The sequence below is a fragment of the Candidatus Poriferisocius sp. genome (assembly GCF_965219775.1).
Lineage (GTDB): Bacteria > Actinomycetota > Acidimicrobiia > Acidimicrobiales > Bin134 > Poriferisocius.
Map to the genome: position 1 here is coordinate 250,487 of NZ_OZ244793.1, position 19,466 is coordinate 269,952.

The following is a 19,466-nucleotide window of genomic DNA, read 5'->3' on the forward strand; positions in this document are numbered from 1 at the left end:
ATTTTGAATCAGCCACCCCCGGCCCACGGCACCCTCCCGCAAGGCGCCTCTCTTTGCTCTCGCTCCCGACACCCCGAGGAGCAGCCCAGCCGTTGTAGTGGGAGGAGTGCGTGATGGGCATTCCGGTTCCATGCACCCAATGATGCAACTGTAGCAGTATGGCCTTGGGATACAGCTCTATCTCTATGGAGAAAGTGGCTCAAATGGACAGATAAATCGAGCATCAATTGAGAAATTCAGGGGGGTGTTGTCACCGGGGTTGGTATACTGTCATGTATGGATGTTGGTTCTTATCAAGGTACTGCTAGCAGGGATTCTGCCGCCGAGCCTGGCTGTACTTGTGGTGCCGGTCAGCCGGTGATTGCTGGTTTTGAGTTGGTGGATTATTCGGGGTTGGGGTCGTCGGATTTGATGAAGGTGGCGTTGCAGGGTGATGTGGCCCGCCGTCAGTTGGACGGGTACCTGGCTGGGGTGTTGGGCCGGTTCGGCGACCTCGAAGGCGACGATGCCATGTTCGCGGTGTGCAAGCAGTTCGGGATCAAGGCCCACAAGGCCAACCGCCAGGCCAAGGTGGCCTCGGGGTTGCGGGCGTTGCCCGATGTGTTGGGGGCGGTCAAGGACGGGTACATCTCCATGGACCACGCCGAGATGATCTCCGCCTCCCACGCCCGGGCGCCGTTGGGCGACGGTGAACACGTTGAGTTGATCATGGAGGCTATGCGCCTGGACTGCGACCAGTTCAAGAAGACACTGGCCACCCGCGAGGACCAGCGGGCCTCGGTCGACGGGCTCTCGCGTACGGAACGCCAACGGGCCCGGCGTACCGCCAGTGTGTTCGACGGGGACGACGACATGGTCATCCTCCACGCCGAACTCGACGCCATCGCAGGCCAACGAGTCAAGACCGCGCTTTCGGCCATGAACACCCGCCTGCTCCACCACGACACCAAGGCCGGCCACGAACGCAACTTCCACCAACGCAACGCCGATGCCCTGGTGGCTTTGATGACCCAACAACCCGCCGGCCAGGCCGGCGGGCAGGGTGAGCCAGCCAATGGATTGTCCCTGCCGCCCGCAGCCGACGGGCCAGGTCACGGCCTGGGCAGCCCCGGAGGTGAGGTCGCAGATCGTGTGGTTGCTGAACCGGCGCCGCAGAAGACGGTGTTGGTGGTGACTGCTGAGTGGGACCCCATCTACGGGGTGCTCCAAGACGCCGAGCTCATCGACGGTTTCCCCATCGAAATCGAAGAACTGCGCCGCCTGGCTTGTGACGCCGACATCATCCCGGCCATCTTCGGAACCGATGGTCAACCCCTCTACTTGGGTCGCACCCAGCGTGCTCCCAACCAAGCCCAACGGACGGCCTTGTTCGCCAGAGACCAACACTGCGTCGACTGCGGCCTCGCCGCCCAGGCGTGCGAAGTGCACCACATCCTCCCTTGGGAACAAGGCGGACCCACCAACATCGACAACCTCGTCTTGCTCTGCCCGAGGTGCCACCGCCGGGCCCACCGCGACGACCACCAACACGCCTACTACAAGCGGCGCAGGCACAAGCTGTCCCGGCCGGCCGAATCTTGCGACAAGCCCCCCGACCCGGCCGAGAAGCACACAACCGTCTCACTCTCTTGACCCGAGTCGAGCCGCCGAAACTGAATGCCTGAATGCTCCAAGAGGCCCACACCCCGTGCCGCAAGGCTGACAGGTCGGCGTCGGTGGGAAACCCACTTGGCAGGTCAGGGGTGGCTCAGTGCCTGCAAGTCCCGATCCGCGAACCCGTTGTGGTTGGCGCGGGCAGGTCTCCGTTGAGAGGTTGACTGGGCGCCCACGGCAGGATTCGAACCTGCGGCCCCTTGCTCCGGAGGCAAGTGCTCTATCCCCTGAGCTACGTGGGCAACGCCCCAGTGAGTACCCGACCAAGTGAGTGCCCAATGGGTGCCTAGGGATTCCCAGAGAGTATAGCCCCCGGCAGTGGGCTGGAGACTCCGTGAATATGGTCATCTTGCCGATCGTGCCCAGTTCGCGGGCTAGGTAACCGGGTGCGTGTGGCCGATGGGGGGCCGGTACCATGTCCCCGTTCATGGCCGACATCCGCACCTCTCTGGCTGACGCCCTCGGATCGGCCCTGTCCGCCGCCGGCGTGGTGGTGCCGGACGGCTTTGTGGCCGGCTTGGAGCGGCCTGCCCGCCGGGAACACGGCGACTGGTCGTCCAACGCCGCCCTGGCCCTGGCCAAGCGTGCCGGGCGCAATCCCCGGACACTGGCGGAGGAGCTGGTGGCCTGGCTGGACGCCAACCGGCCCGAACACGTGGCCGAGGTCAGCACCGCCGGCCCCGGGTTCGTCAACTTCACGCTGGCGCCGAGCTGGTTGCACAGCGTGATCCGGGAGGCGGTGGCGCAGGGCGTGGCCGACTTCGGCCGTCTTGATCTGGGCCGGGGACGTACGGTCATCGTGGAGTTCGTGAGCGCCAATCCCACCGGTCCGGTCCACGCCGGGCACGGCCGGGGTGCCGCCTACGGCGACGCGGTGGCCCGGTTGCTGGAGCGCTGCGGCCACACCGTGCAGCGGGAGTTCTACATCAACGACCGGGGCACGCAGATGGACCTGTACGCCGCATCCTTGGCGGCGGCCCGCGCCGGGGAACCGGCCCCCGAGGACGGCTACCACGGCCAGTACATCACGGAGTGGGCGGCGGAGATGCCCGCGGAGGCCGACCCTCGCCCGTGGGGGCGGGAACGGGCGTTGGCCGACCAGCGCGACGTGTTGGGTTCGATGGCGGTGGCCTTCGACACCTGGTCCAGTGAGCAGGCCCTGGTGGACGCCGGGGCCATCGACGACACCCTGGGCGCGCTGGAGGCCGTCGGGGCCACCTACGAGGCCGACGGGGCCCGGTGGCTGCGGTCCAGCGAATTCGGCGACGACAAGGACCGGGTGTTGGTGAAGTCCGACGGCCAGTACACCTACCTGCTGCCCGACATCGCCTACCACCGGGACAAGTTCGACCGGGCCGGGCCCGACGGCTTGCTGATCAACGTGTGGGGGGCCGACCACCACGGTTACGTGGCCCGCATGAAGGCGGCCATGGCCGCCCTCGGCGGCGACCCCGAGCGGCTGGAGGTGGAGGTCACCCAGTTGGTGCGCCTGGTGCGCGACGGGGTTGAGGTCAAGCTGTCCAAGCGGACCGGCGACCTCATCGAGCTGCGGGAGGTGATCGCCGAGGTGGGGGCCGACGCCGCCCGGTTCACTTACCTGCTCCAGTCCATGGACTCCACCCCCACCTTCGATCTGGCCCTGGTGGCCTCCCAGGCCATGGAGAACCCGGTGCACTACGTGCAGATGGCCCACGCCCGGCTGTGCTCCATCGCAAGCCGGGCCCACGCCGACGGGGTGGTGCGACAAACCGTCGACCAGGTGGACCTGGGGGTGCTGGACCACGAGCGGGAGCTGGAGATCATGCGGCGGCTCTCCGTGTTCGGGGAAGTGCTGGCGGCAGCCGCCGACGAGCGGGCCCCCCACCGGATGGTGGCCTGGCTCCGGGACTTCGCCTCCTGCGTCCACGGCTTCTACCACGACTGTCACGTGCTGGGCGCCGGCGTCGCCCCCGAGCTCACCCAGGCCCGGCTGGTGTTGACCGACGCCGCCCGGGTGGGCCTGGCCGCGGGCCTGGACAGCCTCGGTGTGGGCGCGCCCGAGGCCATGTAGGGGCGGCGGTGTCGGCGCTTCCCCGGTCTCTGTTGCCCGACAACGCCTCGGTGGACGACACCGGTCGGCTGGCCATTGCCGGATGCGACACCCTGGAGTTGGCCCGACAGTTCGGCACCCCGTTGTTCGTGTACGACGAGGACCACATCCGGGAGCGCTGTCGACAGGCCCAGGCGGCCTTCGCCGGGTCGGTGGCGTACGCCGCCAAGGCGTTCTTGTGCCTGGCCATGGCCCGGCTGGTCCACGAGGAGGGGCTCGACCTCGACGTGGCCACCGGCGGGGAGCTGCACGTGGCCACCGCCGCCGGGGTGCCCGGCGAGCGGCTGGTGATGCACGGCAACAACAAGTCCACCCCGGAGTTGGCCGCCGCCCTCGACGCCGGGGTGGGCCGCATCGTGGTGGACTCGTTCGACGAACTCGACCGCCTGGACTCGCTCTACTCGGTGACCGGAATCCGCCCCCAGGTGTTGTTGCGGATCACGCCCGGCGTGGAGGCCCACACCCACGAATACGTCACCACCGGGGTAGACGACACCAAGTTCGGCTTCACCGCCTCGACCGGGGTGGCCGACGCCGCCATCCGCCGGGCGGAACAGGCGCGCTCGGTGGAGTTGGTGGGCCTGCACGCCCACATCGGAAGCCAGGTGTTCGAGCTGGCGTCGTTTCAGCGGGCGGTGGAGGTGATCGCCGGTTTCGCCCGGCCCTACGGGTTGCCCGAGCTGTCGTTGGGGGGCGGCCTGGGCGTGGCCTACGTGGCCGGGGAGTCGGCGCCGAGCATTGCCGAATGGGCGACGGCCATCACCGAGGCATGTGCGGCCACCGGCTTCGATGCCCCGGTGAGTGTGGAGCCGGGACGGTCCCTGGTGGCGGCTGCCGCGGTCACCCTCTACGAGGTGGGCACCGTCAAGGAGCTGGCGGGCATTCGCACCTACGTGGCGGTGGACGGGGGGATGAGCGACAACCCCCGCCCGGTGCTCTACGGCAGCGGTTACGAGACGTTCCTTCCTCGGGCCACCGACGGCGAACGCGACCGGGCGGTGCGGGTGGTGGGCAAGCACTGCGAGTCGGGCGACCTGTTGGTGCGGGAGGGGTGGGTGCCGAACGACATCCGGGTGGGGGACATCCTGGCCACCCCGGTCACCGGCGCCTACGGCCACTCCATGGGGTCCAACTACAACAAGGTGCTCCGCCCCGCGGTGGTGTTCGCCCAGGGCGGCGACGCCCGCCTGGTGGTGCGCCGCGAGACCTACGACGACCTCCTCCGCAACGACCTCTGAGGGGGGGCTGGGCGGCTCTCTCCGGTTCAGGAGGGGTGGGCGAGTTGGATGACGGTGGGTTGGGCGTTGTGGACGAGGTAGCCGCGGCCGGGGGTGGTGGCCATGGTGCCCGGAGAGGCCATTGCCGGGCGGGAGGGGAGTTGGAGGCCGAACAGGTCGCCGTCCAGCGGGCTGGGCTGCAGCAGCACTCCCGTGCGGGAGAAGCGGATCTCGGCGGTCCAGTGGCCGTAGGCGGTGCGGAGGCGGTCGGCGTTGCCCGCGGCCACGATGTGCAGGCCGTCGGGCGGGTCGGCGGCCAAGGCCTTGAGGTGGCCGCCGTGGTCGATGACCGTTTCGGCGTCGTCGATCAGCACCAGCACGGTTGACGGTAGCGGGGTCGGCAATGGTGTGGCAATGGACCGGGTGGCGGCCACCAGGTCGTCGGTGGTGCGGAGCGCCACGTGGACATCGGGGCAGCGGGCCAGCGCCGACCCTTCGGGGGCCAGGGCCACCACGTGGGCCCCGGCACCTCGGGCCACCGCGGCCACCAGGGTCAAAGCCGTTGATCGGCCCGAGCGGGCCGGCCCCACGATCAGGGCGTGCTCCGCGGGGTGCAGGACCAGCCCGGTGGGGGCCAAGGTGTCGTCGCTCAACCCCAGCGGCAGATACACCGGGGCACCGGACAGGCGGGCCGGGTCCAAACAGGCGGCATCCACGGTGGCGGGCAGGATCCCCACCGGTGGGGGGCCGCCCTGGGGTGGCTGGCGAGCAGCCACGGTGTGAATGGCTCCGTCCAAGCCTCCGTCGGGGACGGCCACGTGGATCTCCAGCCCGGAGGGGACGGCGAAGCCCCGACCGGGGGGCAAGGCCCCCGGATCGTCCACGGCCACGCCCCACTGGCGGTACAGGGCGGGGTCGCCCAGGCGGAACACGTAGGTCTGGGGGGTGGCGGCTTGGACAGCCCGGCTGACCTGCCCGAGGTGGTCGGCGGCCACCGCCAGGTTCAGACCGACGGCGGGGCCCTCGGCCCACACCCACTCCAAGGCGGTGAGCAGGGCCAGGTCGGCCACGTTGTCCAGGCTCTTGACCAAGCCACCCCAGTTGTCGATGAGGGTGACCACCAACGGTGCCGGCGTTTGACCGGAGGCGGCGGAGGGGAAGCTCTGCCCACCGCTCCGGCGGCGGTCGAGTTCGCCCTCCAAGCGGCGGATCAGCCGGGCAATCCGGTCGCGCTCGGCCGGCCCCACCACGGCCCCGCAGTGGGGAAGCCTTCGCAGGGGGGCCAACTCCCCCAATCCGGAGTCGACGGCGTACTGATGGCACGCACCGGGCGGGTGGCGGCCGGCCAAGGCCACGGCCAGCGATCCCAGGGCGGTGGAGGTGCCGCTGCCCGGAGTGCCCACGAACAAGACATTGCTCCGGCGGTGATCCCAGATGAGGGGGTACTGACGCTGGCCGTCGGGGTCGTCGGCCAGGGCGAAAGCCACGCCGTCAGGGTCCGGGCTGCGTCGTTCCAGGGCCTCGAGCGACTCCAGTGAGACGCGCGCGGGCAGGGGATCGGGCCAGGGACGGCGGGGCGGCCTGCCCTTGCCGTTGGCCCAAGCCGTGCAGGCGGCCTCGGCCAGTCGGGTCAGGTCGTCGGGGCTGTCGGGGGCGATCTCGTGGGCTATGTCGTCGGTGATTTCGTTGGCGCTGTCGGCGGGGCGGTTGGCGGGGTTCTCGTTGGCGGTGTTGGCGGCGCTGTCTTTCTTTGGCGGGGCCACCGGCAGGCCGTCGGGGGCGGGCACCACCTGGGGACCCGGCGAACCGGCGGTGACCCCGGTGACCAGGGCGCTCTGGAACTCCACCAGCTCGCCGGGGCCGAAGCGGGCAAAGGCCCGACCGGGTTGGTGGCGGCCGATGGCGGCGGCCTCGGGGCTGTCGAGCACGTCCACCGAGTCGGCGGCGTCCAGCACCCGCAGGGCGATGCGCAGGGCGGTGTTGGTGCGGATGTTGGCGTTGACCGCCCCTGCCGGCCGCTGGGTGGCCAGCACCAGGTGGATGCCCAGGCTGCGACCCCGCTGGGCCACGCTCACCAGCGAGTCCACGAAGCCGGGCAACTCGGCCACCAGGGTGGCGAACTCGTCGATCACCACCACCAGCCGGGGCAGGGGCTCCTCGCCCGGCTCCCCGCGCTGGTCCGTGGCTTGCTGCATCGCCCGGTAATGGTCCAGGTCGGCCGCCCCTCGGCGGCGCAACACCTCTTCCCGATGACGGAGTTCGGCCTCCAAGCAGCGCAGGGCCCGTTCGGCCAGCCGGTCGTCCAAATCGGTGACGATCCCCACCACGTGGGGCAGGCCGGCGCAGGCGTCGAAGGCGCTGCCCCCCTTGTAGTCGACCAGAACGAAGTTGACCTTCTCCGGAGAGTGGGTGACCGCCAGCGACACCACCAACGTGCGCAGCAGCTCGCTCTTGCCCGACCCGGTGGTGCCCCCCACCAACGCGTGAGGGCCGTCGGCGGCCAGGTCGATCAGGAGCAGCCCCTGGTGGTCAACCCCGATGGGGGCCGCCAGGCCGTGTGTGGGGGTGCTGTGGTGCCAGCGGGCGGCCACGGCCTCAGAAAGAGCCTCGGACATGGCTCCCTCGGGTGCGGCTGCCTCGGAGGTGCCGGTCTGGTCGGGAACAGGCAGGTCGAGCAGGGAGATCAGCGACGCGTGGTCGGCGATGCCGAGGCGGTCGCCCGACTGCTCGGGATCGTCGTAGCGGGCCAGTTTACGGGCCACCGTTCGGGCCAGGTCCAGGCTCATGCCGGTGGCCAACACCGATCCGACGGTCACCCCGGCGTCGGTCAGATCGACGATGCCGTTCGCATTGATGGCGTCGAGGACGGTGGTGGTGGCGGCGGGGAGTTGGTCGAGGCCGTCGGCCAACACGATGCCCGAGGCCGGCCCGGCCGATCCCTGGAGCAGGGAGCGCAACGGTGGGGTTCGGCCGGTGGCCAGTTGATCGCCGTCGGCCACCACCAGAAGCTGGGGCCAGGGCGCGTTGCCGTTTCGGTCCCAGGCCTCGGTGATCTCGGCGGTGATATCGGCCGCGGCTTGGCGATGGGCCGCCAACAGCCGGTCTCGGCCGACGGCCGGGTGGCGAAGGTGGGGGAGCCACGAGGTCCATGTCCAGGCCGGGGCGGTGACCTCGTCGGCGGCCACCAGCACCGCCAGATCGGCCGGGCCGTGATGGGCCACCGCCTGGATGAGCAGGGCCCGGGCGATGGCGGTGGTGACCTGGCGATGTCCGACCAAGCCCAGGAGTCGGCCCGGTCCCAGACCCACGACCAGGGGCGCATCGAGCAGCGGCCCGAGATCGTCCAGCACACCGGCGACCGCCTCTGCCGGTCGGGGACCGTCCACCACCAGATCGGGCTCGAAGGGCCGGGCGCCGTGGCCGGCCACCAGCGCCATGAAGTCGGGGTGGGTGGGACGCCGCTCCCACAATCGCATGCTGGGTTGGCGGACCCGCCGCACCGCCTCGCCCAGGTGGGGATGCCGCTCGCGCAGGCGGCGGAGTTCGGCCCGGTGGGCGTCGGAGGCCGCGGCCCGAAACTCCTCCAGGGCGGCGTGGGCCTGGCGGCGCCACCGCTGGCCCTCGGATCGGTCGCGGCGGCGGTTGTCGAACCAGGTGGCCCCCACCATCAGCGGGCTGAGGAGGGCGAACAGGGCCATGTACGGGCTGTAGAGCACGGCCATCAGCAGGCCGACCACGAGCGGCCCGGCCAGCGCGGCCCAGCCGAAGGCCGTGGCCCGGGTGGTTCGCGGCGACCCTTGGGCCGGGGCCGGGATGGGCGGGGGCGTGGCGGTCGGTTCCGGTCGGGGCGGGCGATTGAAGGCGATCTTTCCGCCGGCGGTTAGGGCTTGGGGGTCGAGTTGGCGCCTGGGCCGGTCGTCCGGTGCGTCGGTCACCTGTACCAGGGCCCGGCCCTGTCGCCGCGGCGTGGACGGCGCCAGGACCATTGGCTCCGGCGGTTCCCGGTCGCCGGACGGCCCGTCGCCGATGTGGATGACGATCCGGCCCTCTCGCCACTCCAGACGGGCGTGGTGGGGCCGCAGGCCCACGCCGGTCAGGGACAAGTCGGCGTCGGGGGCGCGGCCCAAACTCAGCCCGGACGCCGGCACCGGATGCCGGTGGCCGGCGTTGAGGCCGCCCACCACCTCCAGGGTCCAGCCGGGCTGGTCCGGGCCCGAACCCGGTCGGAGTCCCACCCGGGCGCCGTCGCACACCCCGGCTTTGTCGAGCCGCCGGTCGGCGTCCACCCATTGATCCTCGACCCACAGTCCGTCGGTGGGTTCGGGCAGGCCCAGGATCTCGGCCAGCTCTCTGACGTCGCGGGGCGCCGCGCCGATGATGCTGACCTCCCGACCACCGTCGGGGCCGTCGACGAATAGGCGCACCGGCGACAGCAACCGTGGGCGACCGGTTGGGCGGCGTCAGGGCGCGGGTGGAGCCCTCAGAAGGAGTCGAGGGCAGCGATGGTGTTCTGGCGTTCCAGGCTGACGGCGGTGGCCAGCTCGGTCAGAGCCTCCTGAAGCTGTCCCAACGAGGGTGACCACTGTTGGTGCCACGCCCCCCGGAACCGCTCGGAGCGGCTGCCCGTCCAGGTGGTGCCCTCCAGGGTGGCCGACAGGCGGGAGCGGAGATCCTCCACCTGGCCGGCGAAGGCGGTGAATTGCTGCTGGAGATGGTCCATCTCCTCGGTGTTCATGGTGAGTACGGACACGGCGGGCCTTTCTGTCTCTGGCTATTGGTCGCCACTGCGGGCAAGGGTAGTGGCGACCAATCAGAATAGCAATAAATATACTGAAATCATATCTAGTGAGCCTGGTCGCTACCCGATGCCCTACCGGAAGTAGGCGGCTTGGGTGGCCAGTTCCCGGCCCTCCTGGAGAAGGGCAGCCTCGGCGGCCATCTCCACCTGGGCGGCATCGGCGAACAGTTGGTCGGCTCGGGCCTGCAGCCGGCGGGCCACCTGCTCGACCTCGTGGCGCAGCCGAATGAGGTGGGTGTGCTGGTGGCGGAGTCGCAGGCGGCTGGCGTCGGCCGCCTCCGACTGCCACACCGCTGGCTGATGACGGGCCACCGGCCCCTCCAGCAGGAGATCGAGTCCCCGCCAGATGGCGTCCACGTCCATGCGCACCCGCTCGCAGGCCTCGGCCCGACGGCGAAGGTCACTGGCTACCGCGAAGAGATCGTAAGCAGTCATCAATACAGGAATATACACAGAACCTATCAAAAAATACCAAAGCTCTGGCGGTGGCGTCGGGGCCGGTGGCCGTCCGGCGGCGGCCACCCTCCGTAACTCGTTCACCGGTAACCCCATTGTTGGTCTCCCTATTGGTGTCGGGCCCGATGGGTCGAGCCGGTACGGTGGGGGCGGTGAGCGGCACTTCGGACTTGCGGATCGGTGTGGGCGTGTTGGGCTGCGGCAACGTGGGCTCGGCCTTGGTCAACCTGGTGGCCGAGCAGGGCCCGGCCATCGCCGAGCGCACCGGTCTGATCCTGGACGTGGTCAAAGTGGCGGTGCGCAGCGCGTCGCGTGACCGCGACGTGACCCTGGCCGACGGCGTGCTGACCACCGACGCCGCCGCGGTGGTGAACGATCCCCAGGTGGACGTGGTGGTGGAGTTGATCGGGGGCATCGAGCCGGCCCGGGAGCTGGTGGCCGGCGCGCTCAAGCAGGGCAAGCCGGTGGTCACCGGCAACAAGGAACTCCTGGCCAACTACGGCGCCGAGCTGTACGCCGCCGCCGATGCCGCCGGGGTGGATCTCCTCTTCGAGGCGGCCGTCGCCGGGGGTATCCCCCTCATACGGGCCCTGCGGGAGTCGTTGGCCGCCGAACCGGTGCGCCGGGTCATGGGCATCGTCAACGGCACCACCAACTTCATCCTGAGCCAGATGTCGGAGTCGGGCGCCGACTATCACGACGCTCTGGCCGACGCGCAGTCGCTGGGCTACGCCGAGCGGGATCCCACCGCCGACGTGGAGGGGTTCGACGCCGCCGCCAAGGCGTCCATCATCGCCACGGTGGCCTTCGGCGCCCGGGTGCTGGCGGGCAGCGTGTACCGGGAGGGCATCTCCGCCGTCAGCCCGGCCGACATCGCCCACGCCCATCGACTGGGCTACGTGGTCAAGCTCTTGGCCATCGCCGAGCAGGTGGGGGGCGCACCGGGCAAGCCCGAGTTGGCCGTAAGGGTTCACCCGGCCATGGTGCCCGCCGACCACCCGCTGGCCTCGGTTCGGGATTCCTTCAACGCGGTGTTCGTGGAGGGGGAGGCGGTGGGCGAGTTGATGCTGTACGGCCGGGGGGCCGGTGGGCGGCCGACGGCCAGCGCCGTGCTCGGCGACCTCATCGACGCAGCGGGCAACCGGTGCCGGGGCACGTGGACACCCATCGGCGACTTGGCCGAAGCGGTGGTGTGCCCCATCGACGACCTGGAGTCGGAGTACTACATCAACATGGAGGTGCTCGACCGGCCGGGTGTGCTGGCCGCGGTGGCCGGGGTATTCGGACGCCACGGGGTCAGCATCCGCTCCATGGAACAGGAGGGGCTGGGCGACCAGGCCCGGCTGGTGTTCATCACCCACGAGGCCACCGAGCGGGCCGTGCAGGCCACCCTGGGCGAGCTGCGCGACCTGGAGGCGGTGCGGGGCGTGCCCGGACTGCTACGGGTCGTCGGCCGGTAGCCCGGGCGTGGTGACCGCCGGGGCCATGGGGGACGCACCCGCGGCGATCCGCTACGTCAGCACCCGAGGGCAGGCGCCCGCCCTGGACTTCGGGGACGTGCTGTTGGCCGGGCTGGCCGCCGACGGCGGGCTCTACGTGCCCGACCGCTGGCCGACGCTGTCACCCGCGGCACGAACCGGACGCCCCGGTGGGGGAGGGTACGCCGATCTGGCCGCCGAGGTCATGTGGCCGTTCGTGGCCGGCACCTATGCCCGGACTCGGTTCGACGAGTTGGTGCGGGATGCCTGCGCCGGTTTCGACCACCCGGACGTGGTGCCCCTGGTGGAGCTGGACGACGACCTGTGGCTCCTGGAGCTGTTTCACGGGCCCACCCTGGCCTTCAAGGACATCGCCCTGCAGCTCGTGGGACGGTTGTTCGACGAGGAGTTGGCCCGGCGAGGGGAGCGGGTGACCATCGTGGGGGCCACCTCGGGCGACACCGGGTCGGCGGCCATCGAGGCGGTGCGCGACCGGCACAACATCCAGGTGGTGATCCTGCACCCGCACGGTCGGGTGTCGGAGATGCAGCGCCGCCAGATGACCACCGTGGACAGCGCCAACGTCCACAACATTGCCGTGGAGGGAACGTTCGACGACTGCCAGGACCTGGTGAAGGCCATGTTCGTCGATCCCGACTTCCGGGCCGAGCACAAACTGTCGGCGGTCAACTCCATCAACTGGGCCCGGGTCATGGCCCAGACCGCCTACTACGTGGCCGCGGTGAACGCCCTGGAACGGGTGCCGGTGGCCTTCTCGGTGCCCACGGGGAACTTCGGCAACGTGCTGGCCGGCCACGTGGCCCGCCACATGGGGTTGGCCGTGGACCGGTTCGTGGTGGCCAGCAACCGCAACGACATCTTGACCCAGTTCTTCACCACCGGGGCGATGGCCATCTCCGAGGTGCAGCCCACACTGTCGCCGAGCATGGACATCCAGGTGTCGTCCAACCTGGAGCGGTTCCTGTTCGAGCTGTTGGATCGAGACGGCCACCGCACCGCCGCGGTGCTGGAGCGCTTCCGGGCCGACGGAGGGATGCAGCTCGACCCGGCCATCGCTGCCCGACTCCGCCAGGGTTGGACCGGGGTTCGGGTGGACGACGCCGAGACCACCGAAACCATCGCCGAGCTGTACCGCTCCACCGGCCGGATCATCGACCCCCACACCGCCGTGGGGCTGGCCGCCGCCCGCCGGGCCCGGGGCCCGTCATCGGGGCCGATGGTGGTGCTGGCCACCGCCCACCCGGCCAAATTCGGCGACGCGGTGGCCGCCGCCATCGGCAAGCCCCCGCCGATGCCGCCGGCGCTGGCCGCGTTGGCCGACCGCCCCGAACACGTGGTGCGTTTGCCCAACGACCTGGCGACGGTGAAGGCCCACGTGGCCCGTTGCGCGGCCCCGGCCGGTGGTTAGCCAGGGCCCGAGGATGGCCAGTGAAGATAGTTGCACGACACCAATGCGCGGCCTCGGCAATTGGATGGAGCAAGGCCGGGATGATCTGGAAGAATCGGACCCGGTGAAGAGGGCCCAGTGAAGTACGTGGTGTGCATTCCCGACGGGTGTGCCGATCTGCCGGTCCCCGAGTTGGACGGGGCCACTCCGCTGGAGGTGGCCCACACCCCGGTACTGGATGCGCTGGCCGCCCGGGGGCGGGTGGGACTGGCCCGGGTGATCCCTCCGGGCATGCCCGCGGGCAGCGACGTGGGCAACATGTCCATCTTCGGGTACGACCCCGCCTGCTACCACACCGGCCGCTCGCCCATCGAGGCTGCCGCCCTGGGGCTGACCCTCACCCCCGAACAGGTGGCCTACCGCTGCAACCTGGTGACGGTGACCGACGACGGCATCATGGCCGACTTCTCCGGGGGGCACCCCGATTCGGCCGAGGCGGCCGAGGCCATCGCCGCCCTGGACGAGGAGCTGGGCGGCGAGGTGAGCTTCCACGCCGGCGTGCAGTACCGCCACACCATGGTCGCCCCGGCCGAGTGGGCCGACGCCGAGTGTACGCCGCCCCACGATCTGTCCGACCGACCGGTGGTCGGCCCCCGAGGCCCGGCCGGTCCCAAGCTGGCCGCCCTGGAGGAGGCCTCGAGGGCGGTGCTGGCGCGGTTCGATCTGTCCGCCACCCAGGTGTGGTTGTGGGGGCAGGGCTTTCAGCCGAAGATGCCCTCCTTCCGGGAGATGCACGGGGTGGACGCGGGCATGGTGAGCGCCGTGGACCTGGTGCGGGGCATCGGCGTGCTCACCGACATGGAGATTCCCGACGTCCCCGGCGCCACCGCCTGGTACGACACCAACTACGAGGGCAAGCGCGACGCCGCGCTGGCCGGGCTGGCCGCCGGGGCCGACCTGTTCGCCATTCACGTGGAGGCCAGCGACGAGGCCGGACACGAGGGCAACGTGGCCGAGAAGGTCCGGTGTCTGGAGAACTGGGACGCCCGTATTCTGACCGGCCTGGTCGAGGGCCTCGACCGGATGGGTCGGTGGCGCCTGCTGCTGCTGCCCGATCACGCCACCCCGCTGACCCTGCGGGGCCACACCGACGATCCGGTTCCCTACCTGCTGGTGGACTCCAAGGTGGACGGCCCCGGCGGCGTCTACACCGAAAAGGGGGCGGCCTCGTCGGAGGTGGTGGCCGGCCATCTGCTCATCAAGGAGCTGCTGGCCCACACGTAACGGGGCGATCCCACAACTCGCTGGGCAATGTTGCCCGGTGGGGTGGCGTGCAGTATCCTCTTGGCCGTTGGGGTTGCGCGGTTGAGTGCAGACCCCTCGGGAAGCCTTCTGATCGCCCGGTCGATTTCGACTTCAATTCGTCAGCGTCCCGGTGGTCAATGGTGATTCCAATCGTGCCGACCACAATGGCGGACGGCGCGCCGAACAAAACGAAATGCCCTCTCCAACGTGGCATTTCTGGGGAGAAACGTGAGCGTAGAGACCGCTGAACTCTCTCGGTCGAAACTGCAGCGCAAAGACCGAGCGCAGCTTCAAACCATTGCCCAGGCCATGGGCGGGCGTCCTGACGCCAAGGCCCGCAAGGCCGACATCGTGGACATGATCCTCGACCTGGCCGGCATCGACGCCGATGGCGCCGATGGCGCCGCCCAGCCGGAGACCGATCCGACCGGCAACGGGGCCGCCCCCGTTGCGAAGGCCGAGGCAATCTCCGATGCGGGCGACGGTACGGCCACCGTCGGGGCCAAGGACGAGACCACCGATGAAGCCACTGACGGGGCCGAGGCCGGCCAGGAAACCGAAGATCGGGGCGACGGCCAGGACAAGGGCGAAGACCAAACCGACCAGGCCGAGGCCCGTCGCGGCAGCAGAGACCGGGGTGACCAGGCCGAGGCCCGTCGTGACCAAGGGGACCGGGGTGACCGAGGCGACCGAGGCGATCATGGCGACGCTCGCCAGCCGCGTCGGGACCGGGGCGACCGCGGCGACCAGAGCGAAGCCCGCCGGGACCAAGGGGACCGGGGCCGCCGGGAAGGCGACCGCCAGCAGGGGGACCGCCGGGAAGGGGACCGGTCTCGCTCGCAGGACGAGCAGCCCGAAATCGGCAACCGCCGTCGTCGGCGTCGGGGTCGCAATGATCGGGAGCGACCGGAGGAGCCGTGGGAGGGCGATCCCATCGCCATCTCCGGCCACCTGGACTTACGGGAAGAGGGCTACGGCTTCCTGCGCACCAAGGGCTTCCAGCCCAGCAAGCAGGACGCCTACGTGTCGGTCAAGCAGGTCCGCCAGTTCGGGCTCCGCAAGGGTGACTTGATCGCCGGGGGGTGCCGCCCGGCCACCCGCAACGAGAAGAACCCGGCCCTGTTGCACATCGACAGCGTGAACGGTCTGGCCCCCGAGCAGGTCAAGCAGCGTCCCAAGTTCGAGGATCTGACCCCCCTGTTCCCCGACGAGAACCTCCGGTTGGAGCGGGTGGACGATCCGGCCAACATGACCTGTCGGATCATCGACCTGTTGTCGCCCATCGGCAAGGGCCAGCGGGGGCTGATCGTGTCGCCCCCCAAGGCGGGCAAGACCACCATCATGAAGGAGATCGCCCGCTCCATCGAGCTGAACAATCCCGAGGTGCATCTGCTGGTGCTGTTGGTGGACGAGCGGCCCGAAGAAGTCACCGACATGCGCCGTTGGCTGTTGCGGGGCGAGGTGGCGGCGTCCACCTTCGACCGGCCCGCCGACGAGCACACCCATGTGGCCGAGATGACCATCGAGCGGGCCAAGCGCATGGTGGAACGGGGCGAGGACGTGGTGATCATCCTGGACGGGATCACCCGACTGTCGCGGGCCTACAACCTGGCCGCGCCCGCCACCGGACGCATCATGTCGGGCGGTATCGACACCGGCGCGCTGTACCCGCCCAAGAAGTTCTTCGGCGCGGCCCGCAACGTGGAGGAGGGCGGCTCGCTCACCATTCTGGCCACCGCGCTGGTGGAAACCGGATCCCGCATGGACGAGGTGATCTTCGAGGAGTTCAAGGGCACCGGCAACATGGAGTTGCGCCTGGATCGCCACATCGCCGAGCGGCGCATCTATCCGGCCATCAACGTGGACGCCTCCTCCACCCGCCACGAGGAGCTGCTGTTCGAACGCCGCCAGCTCCAGCAGGTGTGGAAGCTGCGCCGGGTGCTCAACGGCATCTCCAGTGACGGCAACGGAGGCGGGGCCGCCGGGTTGGAGCTGCTGATCGACCGCCTGAGGACATTCCCCAACAACGCGGCCTTCCTGGAGGAAGTGGCCAAGGGCCCCGCCGGGGTGTGAGGCTAGGAGGAACATGAAGCCCGACATCCATCCCGAGTACCGCATGGTGGTCTTTCAGGACACCTCCGCGGGAACGTCTTTTCTCACCCGTTCCACCATCGACACCAACGAGACCGTGGTGTGGGAGGACGGCAACGAGTACCCCCTGGCCAAGGTGGGGATTTCCAGCGCCAGCCACCCGTTCTTCACCGGCCAGATGACCATCGTGGACACCGCCGGACGGGTGGAGCGATTCGAGCGTCGCTACGGTCAGCGCAAGCGCTCGGCCCAGTCCGGCTGATCGGCGCCGTCGCCGGCCACGGCGCGTTATCGCCCACCCACCCCTCGGGGTGCGGGGGTAGCGTGAGCCCATGCAGTTGAACGCCGCCCATGAGGAGATCGAAGCGGAGTTCAACGCGCTCGAACAGCGGCTGGCCGATCCCGCCCTGCTGGCCGACCAGGAGGCCTACACCGCGGTGGCCCGCCGCTACAAGGAGCTGGAGGCCAAGGCCCTGGTGGTGCGGGCGCTGCGGGGCCACCAGGAGGACATCGAGGCGGCCACCGAGATGCTGGCCGAGGCCGAGGCCGAAGCCCACGACGAGGCCGAGGCCGAGGAGCGGCGCCTGCTGGAGGCCGAGATCGAGGCGGCCACGCAGGCGGCCGTGGGGTTGTTCGCCGAGTTGGCCCGGCTCATGGAGCACAAGGATCCCAACGACGGCAAGAACGTGATCGTGGAGATCAAGGGCGCCGAGGGCGGCGAGGAGGCCAACCTGTTCGCCCGCGACCTGTTCGACATGTACGCGGCCTACGCCGGCCGCCGCCGCTGGAAGCTGGAGATGATGAACGCCCAGAACTCCGACATGGGGGGCTTCACCGACGTGGTGTTCCTGCTGCGGGGCGACGACGTGTGGCGCAAGATGAAATACGAGGGCGGCCCCCACCGGGTGCAGCGGGTGCCGGTCACCGAATCCCAGGGCCGGGTCCACACCTCGTCGGCCACCGTGGCCGTTTTGCCCGAGGCCGAGGAGGTGGAGGTGCACATCGACGAGAAGGACCTCCAGGTGGACGTGTACCGGTCGTCGGGGCCGGGCGGTCAGTCGGTGAACACCACCGACTCGGCGGTGCGCATCACCCACAAGCCCACCGGCTTGGTGGTGTCCATGCAGGACGAGAAGAGCCAGCTTCAGAACCGCAACAAGGCCATGGCCGTGCTGCGGGCCCGACTGCTGCAGGCCGAGGAGCAGCGCCGACAGGATGATCTGTCCGAACAACGCCGGGGCCAGGTGGGTGGCGGCGGCCGGTCGGAGAAGATCCGCACCTACAACTACAAGGAGAACCGGGTTTCCGACCACCGGATCGGCCTCACGCTGTACAAGTTGGATCGCATCCTGGCGGGCGACCTCGACGAGGTGGTGGACGCCCTGGCCGAAGCCGAACGCCTCGAGGTCTCCTCGTAATCGTGCTGCCGTCGTGAAGGAGTGGGGGCACGTGGTGGTGGAGGTGGCCCGCCGCCTGGCCGAAGAGGGCAGGTCCGCAGGCCCGGAGGCAGGCATGGTCCTGGGCGCAGGAGACGGCAAGGTGGAGGCCCGCCGCATGGTGGAGGAGGCCTCGGGGTACGAGGGCGACCAGTACGCGGTCGGCCTGACCCAGCCGGTCACCGCTCGCCAACTGGCCCACCTGGATTCCATGGTGGAGCGTCGACTGGCCGGGGAGCCCCTGCAGTACGTGTTGGGTCGCTGGGGCTTCCGTGGGTTGGACCTCATGGTGAACCCGGCGGTGCTGATACCTCGCCCGGAAACCGAAACCCTGGCCGGATTGGCCATCGCCGAGTTGGCCCGCCGCAAACCACCTGGAGGCCTGATGGTGGACCTGGGAACAGGCAGCGGGGCCGTCGGCCTGGCCGTGGCCGCGGAATGCGCCACCGCCCGGGTGGTGCTCACCGATGTATCGGCGGAGGCCCTGGCCGTGGCTCGAGCCAACCTGGCCGGCCTGGGGCGGGCCGCGGTGCGGGTCTCGTCCCATCTGGGGTGGTGGTACGAGGCCCTGCCCGATGCCCTGGTCGGCGCGGTGGACGTGGTGGCCGCCAACCCCCCCTACGTAGGCGACCAGGAAGATTTGCCCGCCGCCGTGGCCGACTGGGAGCCGGAGGTGGCCCTGCGGGGCGGCCCCGACGGACTCGACGGCGCCCGGCCCATCCTGGCTGGCGCCCGCCGGTGGTTGCGTCCGGGGGGAACGGTGCTGGTGGAGCTCTCGCCCGACCAGATGGACACGGCCTCGGCCATCGCCGAAGCGGGCGGATTGGCCGTGGAGGCCGTCCACCCCGACCTGGCCGGTCGACCGCGGGTACTGCAGTGTCGAAGCTGCTGAAGGTCTCGGCCGACCCGATCGCGGTCGTGGCCGAGGCCGCCGAGGAATTGCGGTCCGGTCGGGCCGTGGTCATCCCCACCGACACCGTGTACGGGCTGGCGGTGTTGCCCGACAATCTGGAGTTGCTCTACCAGCTCAAGCACCGCCCCCAGGACAAAGCGGTCGCCCTGCTGGTGGCCGCCGCTGGTGACGCCGAGACGTTCTTCGAGCCGCTCGGCCCGACGCGGCGGCTCATGGAACGGTTCTGGCCGGGGGCGTTGACCATCGTCCAGGACGGCCACGGGGTGCGCTGTCCCGACGACCCGTTCGTGCAGGCCCTGGCCCGAGCGGTGGGACCGATCGCCACCAGCAGCGCCAACCTGAGCGGCGCCCCCACCGCGGCAACGGCGGCGGAAGCCGGGGCGGTGTTTCCCGCGGTCGCCGTGGTGGTGGACGGGGGCATCTGCCGGTCGGCCCCGTCCACCGTGGTGGAGGTGACCGAATCGGGGGTCACCGTGCTACGAGAGGGTGCCATCCCCGCTGAGGCCGTCCGGGGGGCGGTTGCCGGGCTTTGAGCCGCGTCGGCGTCCGGCCACGACAGGCCACGCCACGCCGGGCCGTGCCGGCCGCCATAGCGGGCGGAATCAGGGCCACCAACGGGACG

General features: G+C 70.1%; 14 protein-coding genes and 1 tRNA gene. 11 read left to right on the forward strand and 4 right to left on the reverse strand.

Going from position 1 to position 19,466, the window contains the following annotated elements; translation table 11 throughout:
* Positions 1-357: 357 nt before the first annotated feature.
* Positions 358-1,632 carry a DUF222 domain-containing protein gene (locus ACOQPQ_RS01185; protein ID WP_420637615.1) on the forward strand — a complete coding sequence of 425 codons (1,275 nt, stop codon included), beginning with the start codon at positions 358-360 and terminating at the stop codon, positions 1,630-1,632.
* Positions 1,633-1,822: 190 nt separating this feature from the next.
* Here ACOQPQ_RS01185 and ACOQPQ_RS01190 read toward each other — a convergent pair.
* Positions 1,823-1,895: transfer RNA gene (locus tag ACOQPQ_RS01190), tRNA-Arg, on the reverse strand.
* 173 nt (positions 1,896-2,068) lie between these two features.
* Between ACOQPQ_RS01190 and ACOQPQ_RS01195 the strand changes: the two genes are divergently transcribed.
* Complete coding sequence (locus ACOQPQ_RS01195; protein ID WP_420637616.1) at positions 2,069-3,703, forward strand: arginine--tRNA ligase; 1,635 nt, start codon at positions 2,069-2,071, stop codon at positions 3,701-3,703.
* An 8-nt stretch (positions 3,704-3,711) separates the two neighbouring features.
* Positions 3,712-4,980 carry a diaminopimelate decarboxylase gene (gene lysA / locus ACOQPQ_RS01200; RefSeq protein WP_420637617.1) on the forward strand — a complete coding sequence of 423 codons (1,269 nt, stop codon included), beginning with the start codon at positions 3,712-3,714 and terminating at the stop codon, positions 4,978-4,980.
* Between the two features lie 26 nt (positions 4,981-5,006).
* Here lysA and ACOQPQ_RS01205 read toward each other — a convergent pair whose 3' ends face one another.
* The 3 genes from ACOQPQ_RS01205 to ACOQPQ_RS01215 all read right to left on the reverse strand — a co-directional run bounded on the left by ACOQPQ_RS01205 (position 5,007) and on the right by ACOQPQ_RS01215 (position 10,192).
* Positions 5,007-9,383 carry an FtsK/SpoIIIE domain-containing protein gene (locus tag ACOQPQ_RS01205; RefSeq protein ID WP_420637618.1) on the reverse strand — a complete coding sequence of 1,459 codons (4,377 nt, stop codon included), beginning with the start codon at positions 9,381-9,383 and terminating at the stop codon, positions 5,007-5,009.
* Positions 9,384-9,439: 56 nt separating this feature from the next.
* Positions 9,440-9,709, reverse strand: coding sequence for a WXG100 family type VII secretion target (locus ACOQPQ_RS01210; RefSeq protein ID WP_420637619.1), 270 nt, complete (start codon positions 9,707-9,709; stop codon positions 9,440-9,442).
* 120 nt (positions 9,710-9,829) lie between these two features.
* The gene (locus tag ACOQPQ_RS01215; protein ID WP_420637620.1) at positions 9,830-10,192 is read right to left on the reverse strand and encodes a hypothetical protein; all 363 of its coding nucleotides are present in this window, start codon (positions 10,190-10,192) and stop codon (positions 9,830-9,832) included.
* A gap of 146 nt (positions 10,193-10,338) precedes the next feature.
* On the opposite strand from ACOQPQ_RS01215, the gene ACOQPQ_RS01220 reads away from it, so the two are divergent.
* The 8 genes from ACOQPQ_RS01220 to ACOQPQ_RS01255 all read left to right on the forward strand — a co-directional run bounded on the left by ACOQPQ_RS01220 (position 10,339) and on the right by ACOQPQ_RS01255 (position 19,377).
* Positions 10,339-11,673: a homoserine dehydrogenase gene (locus ACOQPQ_RS01220; protein WP_420637621.1), complete on the forward strand. Its 1,335-nt coding sequence runs from the start codon at positions 10,339-10,341 to the stop codon at positions 11,671-11,673.
* Positions 11,674-11,719: 46 nt separating this feature from the next.
* Complete coding sequence (gene thrC, locus ACOQPQ_RS01225; protein WP_420640338.1) at positions 11,720-13,120, forward strand: threonine synthase; 1,401 nt, start codon at positions 11,720-11,722, stop codon at positions 13,118-13,120.
* 117 nt (positions 13,121-13,237) lie between these two features.
* Entirely contained in the window at positions 13,238-14,383 is a 1,146-nt protein-coding gene (gene apgM / locus ACOQPQ_RS01230; RefSeq protein ID WP_420637622.1) for a 2,3-bisphosphoglycerate-independent phosphoglycerate mutase, read from the forward strand.
* A 249-nt stretch (positions 14,384-14,632) separates the two neighbouring features.
* Complete coding sequence (rho, locus tag ACOQPQ_RS01235) at positions 14,633-16,477, forward strand: transcription termination factor Rho (RefSeq protein ID WP_420637623.1); 1,845 nt, start codon at positions 14,633-14,635, stop codon at positions 16,475-16,477.
* A gap of 13 nt (positions 16,478-16,490) precedes the next feature.
* A complete protein-coding gene (locus ACOQPQ_RS01240) occupies positions 16,491-16,757 on the forward strand; it encodes a type B 50S ribosomal protein L31 (protein WP_420637624.1) in 267 nt (88 codons plus the stop codon).
* A 70-nt stretch (positions 16,758-16,827) separates the two neighbouring features.
* The gene (gene prfA / locus ACOQPQ_RS01245) at positions 16,828-17,913 is read left to right on the forward strand and encodes a peptide chain release factor 1 (protein WP_420637625.1); all 1,086 of its coding nucleotides are present in this window, start codon (positions 16,828-16,830) and stop codon (positions 17,911-17,913) included.
* Between the two features lie 13 nt (positions 17,914-17,926).
* On the forward strand, positions 17,927-18,823 hold the full coding sequence (gene prmC, locus ACOQPQ_RS01250; protein WP_420637626.1) for a peptide chain release factor N(5)-glutamine methyltransferase: 897 nt from the start codon (positions 17,927-17,929) through the stop codon (positions 18,821-18,823).
* Complete coding sequence (locus ACOQPQ_RS01255) at positions 18,808-19,377, forward strand: L-threonylcarbamoyladenylate synthase (protein ID WP_420637627.1); 570 nt, start codon at positions 18,808-18,810, stop codon at positions 19,375-19,377. Before prmC ends, ACOQPQ_RS01255 begins: the two co-directional genes overlap by 16 nt.
* The last annotated feature ends 89 nt before the right edge of the window (positions 19,378-19,466 follow it).